At 69.3% G+C, this 8440-nt stretch carries 10 protein-coding genes; 5 read left to right on the top strand and 5 right to left on the bottom strand.

Annotation, left to right across the window (positions count from 1 at the left end; translation table 11 throughout):
• Window positions 1-137: 137 nt before the first annotated feature.
• A complete protein-coding gene (locus ACILRH_RS17920) occupies window positions 138-1232 on the bottom strand; it encodes an IS110 family transposase (RefSeq protein WP_395695416.1) in 1095 nt (364 codons plus the stop codon).
• Between the two features lie 299 nt (window positions 1233-1531).
• Here ACILRH_RS17920 and ACILRH_RS17915 point away from each other — a divergent pair, with 299 nt between their 5' ends.
• Window positions 1532-2566 carry an IS110 family transposase gene (locus ACILRH_RS17915; protein WP_395695415.1) on the top strand — a complete coding sequence of 345 codons (1035 nt, stop codon included), beginning with the start codon at window positions 1532-1534 and terminating at the stop codon, window positions 2564-2566.
• 744 nt (window positions 2567-3310) lie between these two features.
• Here ACILRH_RS17915 and ACILRH_RS17910 read toward each other — a convergent pair.
• Entirely contained in the window at window positions 3311-3751 is a 441-nt protein-coding gene (locus ACILRH_RS17910; RefSeq protein WP_395695414.1) for a MarR family winged helix-turn-helix transcriptional regulator, read from the bottom strand.
• Window positions 3752-3812: 61 nt separating this feature from the next.
• Here ACILRH_RS17910 and ACILRH_RS17905 point away from each other — a divergent pair, with 61 nt between their 5' ends.
• Window positions 3813-4631, top strand: coding sequence for an NAD-dependent epimerase/dehydratase family protein (locus ACILRH_RS17905; RefSeq protein WP_395695413.1), 819 nt, complete (start codon window positions 3813-3815; stop codon window positions 4629-4631).
• A gap of 7 nt (window positions 4632-4638) precedes the next feature.
• Here the strand turns inward: ACILRH_RS17905 and ACILRH_RS17900 are convergent, their stop codons facing one another.
• Window positions 4639-5277, bottom strand: coding sequence for a hemerythrin domain-containing protein (locus ACILRH_RS17900; protein WP_395695412.1), 639 nt, complete (start codon window positions 5275-5277; stop codon window positions 4639-4641).
• A 94-nt stretch (window positions 5278-5371) separates the two neighbouring features.
• On the opposite strand from ACILRH_RS17900, the gene ACILRH_RS17895 reads away from it, so the two are divergent.
• Both ACILRH_RS17895 and ACILRH_RS17890 read left to right on the top strand, forming a co-directional pair.
• On the top strand, window positions 5372-5878 hold the full coding sequence (locus ACILRH_RS17895; RefSeq protein ID WP_395695411.1) for a DUF2975 domain-containing protein: 507 nt from the start codon (window positions 5372-5374) through the stop codon (window positions 5876-5878).
• Window positions 5878-6129 carry a helix-turn-helix domain-containing protein gene (locus ACILRH_RS17890; protein WP_395695410.1) on the top strand — a complete coding sequence of 84 codons (252 nt, stop codon included), beginning with the start codon at window positions 5878-5880 and terminating at the stop codon, window positions 6127-6129. The genes ACILRH_RS17895 and ACILRH_RS17890 overlap by 1 nt, the downstream gene beginning before the upstream one ends.
• On the opposite strand, the gene ACILRH_RS17885 is transcribed toward ACILRH_RS17890, so the two are convergent.
• Complete coding sequence (locus tag ACILRH_RS17885) at window positions 6116-7357, bottom strand: serine hydrolase (RefSeq protein WP_395695409.1); 1242 nt, start codon at window positions 7355-7357, stop codon at window positions 6116-6118. The genes ACILRH_RS17890 and ACILRH_RS17885 overlap by 14 nt on opposite strands.
• Window positions 7358-7443: 86 nt before the next feature.
• On the opposite strand from ACILRH_RS17885, the gene ACILRH_RS17880 reads away from it, so the two are divergent.
• Window positions 7444-7908: a phage tail protein gene (locus tag ACILRH_RS17880; protein ID WP_395695408.1), complete on the top strand. Its 465-nt coding sequence runs from the start codon at window positions 7444-7446 to the stop codon at window positions 7906-7908.
• A gap of 12 nt (window positions 7909-7920) precedes the next feature.
• Here the strand turns inward: ACILRH_RS17880 and ACILRH_RS17875 are convergent, their stop codons facing one another.
• Window positions 7921-8430, bottom strand: a complete 510-nt coding sequence (locus ACILRH_RS17875) for a hypothetical protein (protein WP_395695407.1) — start codon at window positions 8428-8430, stop codon at window positions 7921-7923.
• Window positions 8431-8440: the final 10 nt, after the last annotated feature.

Below are 8440 nucleotides of genomic sequence, written 5' to 3'. Positions count from 1 at the left end.
GCGGTCAACGACGGGTACTCGGCCAGGTGATCCAGCACCTGCCGCACGCACCGCGCCTTGACCGCAGGATCGATCTTCTTCGGCATGCTGCTCATCCTCCTGGACTCAAACAGGAGCGGCATCAAACCTGGGGCGCTTCAGAGTGACGCCCCGCAGTGCCCTCCCGGATCCGCATTCACGCTGTCGGACTTCGCGGTCTTCTCAGCTGCGCGGGCGTCGGCGAGGAGTTGGCGGTAGACGGCGTCTGAGATCCGTCGCTTCAAACAGCGCATGGCTTCCATGCGGGTCTTCCCGGCGGCGAGCTTGCGCCGGTAGTAGACGCGGCCTTCGGTGTCGAGTCGGATCTGGCTGGCCGCGGCGATGTGGAGCATGTGGTTGACCTTCCGGTTCCCAGCCCGGGACAGCCGGTGCCGGATCTGCTCACCCGAGGAGGCGTCCAGGGGTGCGGTGCCCGTCCAGGACGCGAACCGGTTCCGGTCGGCGAACCGGGCCACGTCACCGACGTCGGCCAGGATCCGGGCCGCGACCACCGGACCCACGCCGTGCAGATCCATCAGTGTCGATCCGCGAGCCAGGACCGCCGCCCGCAGCTCGACGGTCGAGGCCTTGATCTTCTTCTCCACCGCGACCAGCTCGGCCAAGAGCTCGACCGCGAGTCGGCGGCGCGTCTTCCCGGCCAAGTCACGTGGCCGGACTCGGGCGAGCATCGCCTTGACCTGCAAGGCGGTGATGTCCTTCTTCGCCTCCCCAGGCAACAGCTCAGACAACAGCCGCTGGAGCCGATTGACGGTCTGGACCCGTTGCCGGGTCAGCTCCTCGCGCCGGTCGACCAACATCCGCAACGCCTCGAGCTCGTCGTCGTGCGACAGCACCCGAAGGGTCGGAGTGCGGACCGCGACCACCGCCACCGCATGCGCATCGTGGGCGTCGGTCTTGCGATTGTGACCGGTGTCGAACAGTCGTGCCCGCGCCGACAGCTTGGCCGGCACATCTACCACCAGCTCACCGTCGGCCAGCAGCCGCTGCGCCAACGGGCGGCCGACACCATTGCTGCCCTCGACCGCCCACACCCGCTGCGGCCAGCCAGCCACCTGGCGTCGCATCGCCGCATACCCGGCCTTGTCGGTGCCGAACCGGCCCGACGCCAGCAGCCTCTCGCGGCCATCGACGACCTCGATCGTCGCCGACAGCCGATGGGGATCAACCCCGATGAAAACCTTCGCCACACCCATCACCTAGCCTCGTCAGTTGACCAATCCGGATGCGAGGCGGGCATTGCTACTACGAGCTGGGCAGTCCCCTGACTTGTTCACTGGCACCAGACATCACGGGTCTGCAGCCCTACGGTGTCGAGGGTGTCGGACCGGGCTGGCTCGCAAGTCCCCATGCCGCCCACGGGCTGGCTCATCAAGAGCGTGCGTACCCGGCCGGCACCCGCCGCGGCGTGGCTCAGCAGAGGCGTGAACGATCCAGAAGTCAGGTTGCCCACCGCGGTCCCTCCTACTGTCATCGCGAGGAAGGCACCGAACTGGTGATCACCATCGGCATCGACCCCCACAAGAGTTCCCTGACCGCGGTTGCGGTCAACCCGACCGGCGCGGTCCACCCGCCGATCCGCGCCGTCGTCGACAAGGCGACCCCTGCGGTCCTGCTCGCCTGGGCGGCTCAGTGGCCGCAACGGCAGTGGGCCGTCGAGGGAGCGTCTGGACTCGGGCGGAGCATCGCTCAGCAGCTCGTTGCTGCTGGTGAGACGGTCCTCGATGTGCCAGCCAAGCTGGCAGCACGAGCGCGGCTGCTGGGTTCGAGCAACGCGCGAAAGACCGACGTCGCTGACGCGACCTCGGTCGCCGCCGTCGCATTGCACAACCGACGCTTGAACCGCGTGCAGCTCGAGGACCACACCACGGTCATGCGGCTGCTCACCGAGCGGCGAGAAGACCTCGTCGCCGAGCACACCCGGTGGATCAACCGGCTCCACGTCCTTCTGCGCGATCTTCATCCCGGCGGGGCTCCGGTGCGCCTAGACACCGCCGATGCCACCGAGCTGCTCGCCAAGATCCGCCCCGTCACCGATGCCGACCGTCAACGCAAACAGATCGCACGCGACATCGTGCGGGACCTCAAGCGACAAGAGGCTTCGATCAAGGACCTGGAGAAGCAGCTACGAGCGGCGGTCACCGCTAGCGGAACCACGCTCACCGAGATCCAGGGGATCGGGTTCCTCACCGCCGCGAAGATCCTGGCCATCACCGCAGACATCCGACGCTTCCCCAACCAAGAGCACTACGCCAGCTACGCCGGCACCGCTCCGATCGATGTCTCCAGCGGCGACCAGGAGATCCACCGCCTATCCAGACGAGGCAACCGGCAGCTCAACGCTGCCATCCACGTCATCGCGGTCACTCAGGCCCGCGACCCAGGCCCCGGCCGCGACCACTACCGACGCAAACTCACCGAGCACAAGACCGTCAAGGAAGCCCGCCGCAGCCTGAAACGCCGCATCACCAACGCCATCTATCGCCGGATCCTGGCCGATCAACAACGCACCGCCCTGGTGGCCGCTTGACACACAGAGGCGCTCTTGAGCCTCTCCTGGCCCTGACGACGCCCGGGTCACGCAGGCCAAATGAGAGCCACACGACCAGCGTGGGCAGCCGATGTGAGAGCGACGACCCGGGCGCCTGGACCGACCCTTGCCAGACCCGATCTTGAGGTCAATGGAACAAGCAGCCGATGTCCGGAAGCCGCGTGAAGGGCTCGCCCCGTGGACGGAGTGATCAGCACGACCGACGGGATGTACTTGCTGGTCTCCGAGGCGTACGACCTGGAGGCTCCTGTTCCGGACATGCCTGCTGACGTGGGCTTGGCTGCGGCCCCCGAGATTTGCCACGGGGCAGGCGCACAGATTGACGACGGGGAGCGCGTGACCCTCTCCACGGCTGTCTTCGACTACGAGCCGACACACGACTGTGGGTTGACTTCTGGACGTGGAAGGCATCGGCCACGCTGCAAGCCAGCGCGCCCCTATGGGTTGCCAGCCTGGAGCACAACCACATCGAACGAATCACCGACACCGGAGGGACGTACAACGTGATCCTGTACGTCCGGCCCTACGAGTACCTGCAGCAGAACCCGGATGAACCCGCCGAGGTGCACTTCCTGGTCCTGTGGCCGCGGGACTGACAGAGGCGGATACGTACGGATCTGCCGCTGATCGTGCGCGGTTGAGGTACGTCTATCCGCCGCGAACATGCGCGCCGGACCGGCCGGGTGGCGATCACCATCGCCCCTCAGCACGCGTAGATGCCGCCTAGGACCGGGTGACGAGGCGCGCCAGCAGGTCTCGCAGCTGGCGCTGCTCCGAAGGAGAGAGCCCAGCGAGCAGTTCGCGTTCGGCCTTGTCGCTGGCCACCTTGGCCTCCTTCAGCGCCCGGCGGCCGGCGTCGGTGAGGACGACGACGTTGCGGCGGCGGTCCTCGGGATCCGGCTGTCGGACGAGCAACCCCTTGCCCTCGAGCCCGTCCAGGAGCCCGACCATCGTCGTGCGGTCGACGCCGAGGCGCCCGGCGGCCTGCTGCTGGGACTCCGGCTCCCGGCTGTCCAGGAGGAGCAGGACCGACAGCTCGCGGACGTTCACGGTGCAGCGAGCCAGGTGCACGGTGTGCAGCTCCTCCAACTCGAGGAACGCGTGCTTGAGCTGGTACCCCAGCCGGCCCTGTAGCTGCGGTCCGGGCCCGTCGTCGCTGTCCACCCCTGGAGCCTACTGCTACGCTGATCGTCAGTTCACCTGACAATCAGTAGTAAGGACGATCATGAGCACTGTGTTGATCACGGGCACCACCGGACTCGTCGGCTCGCGGCTGCTGCCGCGCCTGGTCGCGGACGGGCACGACTGCCGCGCCCTGGTGCGCAAGGACACGGAGCTGCCGGCCGGCGCCACGGCGGTGCGGGGGGACCTGGCCGATCCGGAGAGCCTCGTGCCGGCGGTCGAGGGAGTCGACGCGGTGGTCCACCTCGCCGCGCTCTTCCGCACCGACGACGAGGACGCCATCTGGAAGGCCAACCTCGACGGCACGCGCAACCTCGTCGACGTCGTCACCGCTCACGCTCCCGGCGCCCGGTTCGTGATGGCCAGCACCGGCAACGTCTACGACCAGGACCAGGCGCGACCGGGACGGGAGAGCGACCCCTGCCACCCCACGATGGCCTACCCGGCCAGCAAGGTGGCCGCCGAGGCGCTGCTTCGCGACAGCGGCCTGACCTGGTCGGTGCTGCGGCTGCCGTTCGTCTACGGCGACCACGACGGGCACCTGGCGGCGATGCCCACCCTGGCGAGCCGGTTCGGCCTCCACCCCGCGAACACCTACTCCGTGGCCCACCACCGCGACGTGGCGGTTGCCGTCCGCCTGGTGCTCACCGGCGCGCTCGACGGTCACATCGCGAACGTCACCGACGACTCCCCCGTCACGGTCCTCGAGATGACCGCACTGGCCGGTGCACCGATCGACGGCTCGGCCGAGCCGCTGACGAACCCCTGGGCCGGCCGGATGGACTCCTCGTTCCTGCGCGGGCTGGGGTTCCGGCCCTCGGTCCCGACGATCTGGCAGGCAGCTGCCAACGGGATCCTCTGAGCGTCGCTCAGCGTCCCCATACCGGCGCGACGTTCTTGCGGTAGCCCCGGCCGAAGACGGCGGTCATGATCGTCAACACCGGGCCGGGGACGGTGCCGCGGACGGCGGCCTCCTGCTCGGGCGTCGCGCCGTCGAGGAGCCAGGCGAAGAAGCGGCCGCCGCGCGACGGGCTGACCTTGGCGAACTTCTTGCCCATCTCCACGATCGCGGGGTCCTCCTCGTGGTCGAGGTAGACCTGCTCGAGCTCGGCCTCCTCGTGGTCGAGGTGGGCGACGGTCGCGGTGCGGAGCTCCACGAACGCGGCGCGGGCCGCGTCGACCTGCTCGCGCCCCGGGTTCGCCACGAGGTCGGCCATCGCCGACCGGGTGACCGCGAGCGCCTGCGCCATCGTCTCGTGCTCCGCGTCCATGACCGCCAGCAGCTCGGCGCTCACGCCGACCTGCTGCAGCGCCGGCCAGGCGGTCTCGTGCTCGCCCTCGTGGTGGTAGGTGAGCTGGTCGTCGAAGTTCTCCCACGCCCGACCCAGCTCGTCGGCTCGCCGCCGGTCCCCCACCGGGAACGCGTCCAGCGCCCCGATGAACCTGTCCAGGTCGCGCCGGAACGCCCCGTGGATCACCGTGTTCATGCTCATCCGCGTCCCCGTCATGACCTGACTCTAAGTCCGGAGACGGCGCGACGACAGAGGTCTTGCCTATCGATAAACGATGTATAGTCATCGTCAGTCGATCGAGGAGGCGTTCATGGGCAGGTTCACCATCCTGGCGCTGCGGGTGGTCATCGCCGTCGCGCTCGCGGGGTCGCTGGTCGTGCTGGGGGTGCTCGTGCCGCTCACCTGGATCGACCTGGACGAGGCGCGCACCCAGGTGCGGGTGCCGTTCGTGACGATCCTGGTGCTCGGCATCCTGACCCTGCAGGTGGTCGCGATCTGCATCTGGCGGCTGCTGACGATGGTGCGGCGCGGCACGGTCTTCTCCCCCGCCGCGTTCCGGCACGTCGACGTCATCATCGGCGCGATCGCGGCCGCGTCGGTGCTGACCTTCGGGGTCGCGGTGGTCGCGGCCTACAGCAACCGCACGTCGCCGGGCGACGAGGTGGCCCCGGGCCTGGTCGGTCTGGTCTGCGGCGCCGCGCTGGTCGTCGCGGGCGTCGCGCTCGTCGTCCTCGTGCTCCGCGCGCTGCTCGTGCAGGCGGTGTCCCTGGACCGCGAGACCCGGCACCTGCAGGCCGAGCTGGACGGGGTCGTCTGATGCCGATCGTGGTCGACATCGACGTGATGCTGGCCCGTCGCAAGATGGCGGTCGGCACCCTCGCCGAGCGGGTCGGCATCACGCCCGCCAACCTGGCGGTGCTGAAGAACGGACGGGCCAAGGCGGTCCGGTTCACCACCCTCGCCGCCCTCTGCGAGGTACTGGACTGCCAGCCCGGCGACCTGCTGCGTTGGGAGCCCGAGCCGGACGGCGCCGTCGACGCGGCGACCGACGTGGCTACTGCGCGCTGACGTCCGCGGCGACCGCGCGCAGGACGCCGTACACGTCCTCCTCGTCCTCGTCGGCCTCGGTGGTGTCGCTGAGCTTGACGATGACGGTGCCGGTCGTGGGGTTGACGTAGGTGTACTGCCCGTAGACGCCGAGCATCGACAGCTCCTTGCCGTCACCGCCCGGCGGGTGCCACCACTGGGCGGAGTACTGCCAGCCGTCGACCGGCAGCGGCGCCGGCGTCTTGATCCGCGTGATCCACTCGGTCGGGACGACCTGCTGGTCCCCCACCTTGCCGTCGTCGAGCACCATCTGTCCGACCCGGGCGAAGTCGCGCGCGGTCGCGTTGACAGCGGCGAAGGCCTTCTCGACCCCGCCGTCGGTGTCGAGGTTCCAGCGCGCGGTCTCCTCCGCGCCGACCGGCTGCCACACGCCCTCGGTCAGCAGCTCGGTGAGGTTCTTGCCGGTGACCTGGGCCAGCATCAGGCCCAGGATCTCGGTGTCGACGCTGCGGTAGACGCCCTTGGTGCCGGGCTCGTAGTCGACGGTGCGGTGGTCCTTGACGAAGCCGGGCAGGTCGGTCGTGAGGTACATCAGCGAGGTGCCGGTGAACGGCCAGTACTGGTTGTAGACCTCGGAGACGTCGACGCCGGCAGTCATGTCGAGCAGCTCGCGGACGGTCACGTCGTCGTACGCCGTGCCGGTCGCGTAGTCCGGGAGCACCTCGGCGATGGTGTCGTCCTCCGACAGCTCGCCGCGCGCGATCGCCTGCCCCACGAGCAGCGAGACCAGCGACTTCGCCATTGAGAACGACGACTGGCGGGTCGTGTCGTCGTAGCCGTCGCCGTACCACTCGTAGGCGAGCTTGCCGTCCTGCAGGACGACGAACGAGTTCGTGCTCGTCGTCGACAGGAACTCGTCGAACGGGATCTGCTCGCCCTGCCACGGCACCGTCTCCGGCATCGTCGCGGGTGCGCTCTCGAGCTCAATGGTCGTGCCGGTCTCGACGGTCCGGTAGGGGAAGTACTTGCCCCACATCGACGGCGGCGCGACCTCGAGCTGGGCCAGCGTGTGCGGCGCCGGGACGTGCATGACGGCGGCGGCGACATAGGACCCGCCGACCAGGAGCACCAGCACGGTGCCGATCACGATCAGCGTGGTGCGCAGCCGGTGCCGCTTGCGGGGCGGTGCCGCCTGCTGCTCGGCCGCCGGCTCCTGGGCTCCCTGCTGCTCGGGGGTCTGCTCGCTCACGCTCGCACCCTAGGGACCTCGGACGGCGCCGTCCCGGAAATCGACCGGTTACGGTGACCTGCACGGACCAGCCTCGGAGGTGCCCCATGTCCTACGTCGTCGACTTCGTCACCGTCTCCACGACGGGGTTGGAGTCCTCCCCCGTCGCCGACGCGCTGGCCGGCCTGCGCGCCAACGAGGCGCGCTACTTCAAGAACAAGTTCGACCACACGTTCACCGTCGAGCCCGCCGACGAGGCTGCCGACGTCGTCGCGTACGTACACCGGATCCTCAAGGAGGAGCGCGACATCGAGATCGCGTCGCGGCCGCTGGAGGCCACGGCCTTCGAGGTCGACGGGGTCCGCTGGTCCTACGTCTTCTACGAGTCCGGGCTGTCGGTCAACGTCCTCTACACGCTCGAGGAGGGCGGCAAGCGCGCGGTCGGCTTCAAGCTCTCCGACGGCATGGACGTGCCCGCGGAGCTGGCGGACCGGTTCAAGTTCGTGCGGCAGAGGTCCAAGCTCGCCGGCACGATCCGCGGCTCCTACTTCGTCGTCAAGGGCGCCTACTGACGCCCGCGCTCCTCAGGACCGCCGCAGCCGCTTGACCGCGGGCGCCCGGTCCACGTCGCTGCCCGACTGGATGCCGAACTGGGTGAAGACCCGGTCGCGGGCGTGACCGGTCAGGCACGACCGGGCGACCGAGAGCGTGACGCGGTGGTGGCCCCAGCTGCCGGTGACGTCGTCGCAGGAGCGCGGCAGCAGGTCGAAGTGGTTGTAGTAGAGCAGCTTCGCGCGAGCCGGCTGTCCGGCGCGCTTGACGACCTCCACGACGTAGCCGGCCTCGAAGATCTCGAACCTGCTGATGCTCAGCGCCGCCGTCCCCTGCCGCCCGAGCCGCGGGATGCGCGCCACGACCGACACGTGGTCGTCGGAGTGCGTGTACGTCGCCCGCGTGACGTCGATGCGCGCCGGGGCGTCGCCGCGGGCGTCCGACCGTGACACCGTCTCCGCGCCGGCCGGGGCGGAGCCCGCCAGCACGAGTACGCCCACCGTCAGCGCGGCCGTGAGCGCCGCTCGTCCTGTCCTCGCCATCGCGATCATC

The organism is Nocardioides sp. (genome assembly GCF_044226765.1).
In the GTDB taxonomy this organism is placed as follows: Bacteria; Actinomycetota; Actinomycetes; order Propionibacteriales; family Nocardioidaceae; genus Nocardioides.
This window is presented reverse-complemented; position numbering and strand designations above follow the sequence as displayed.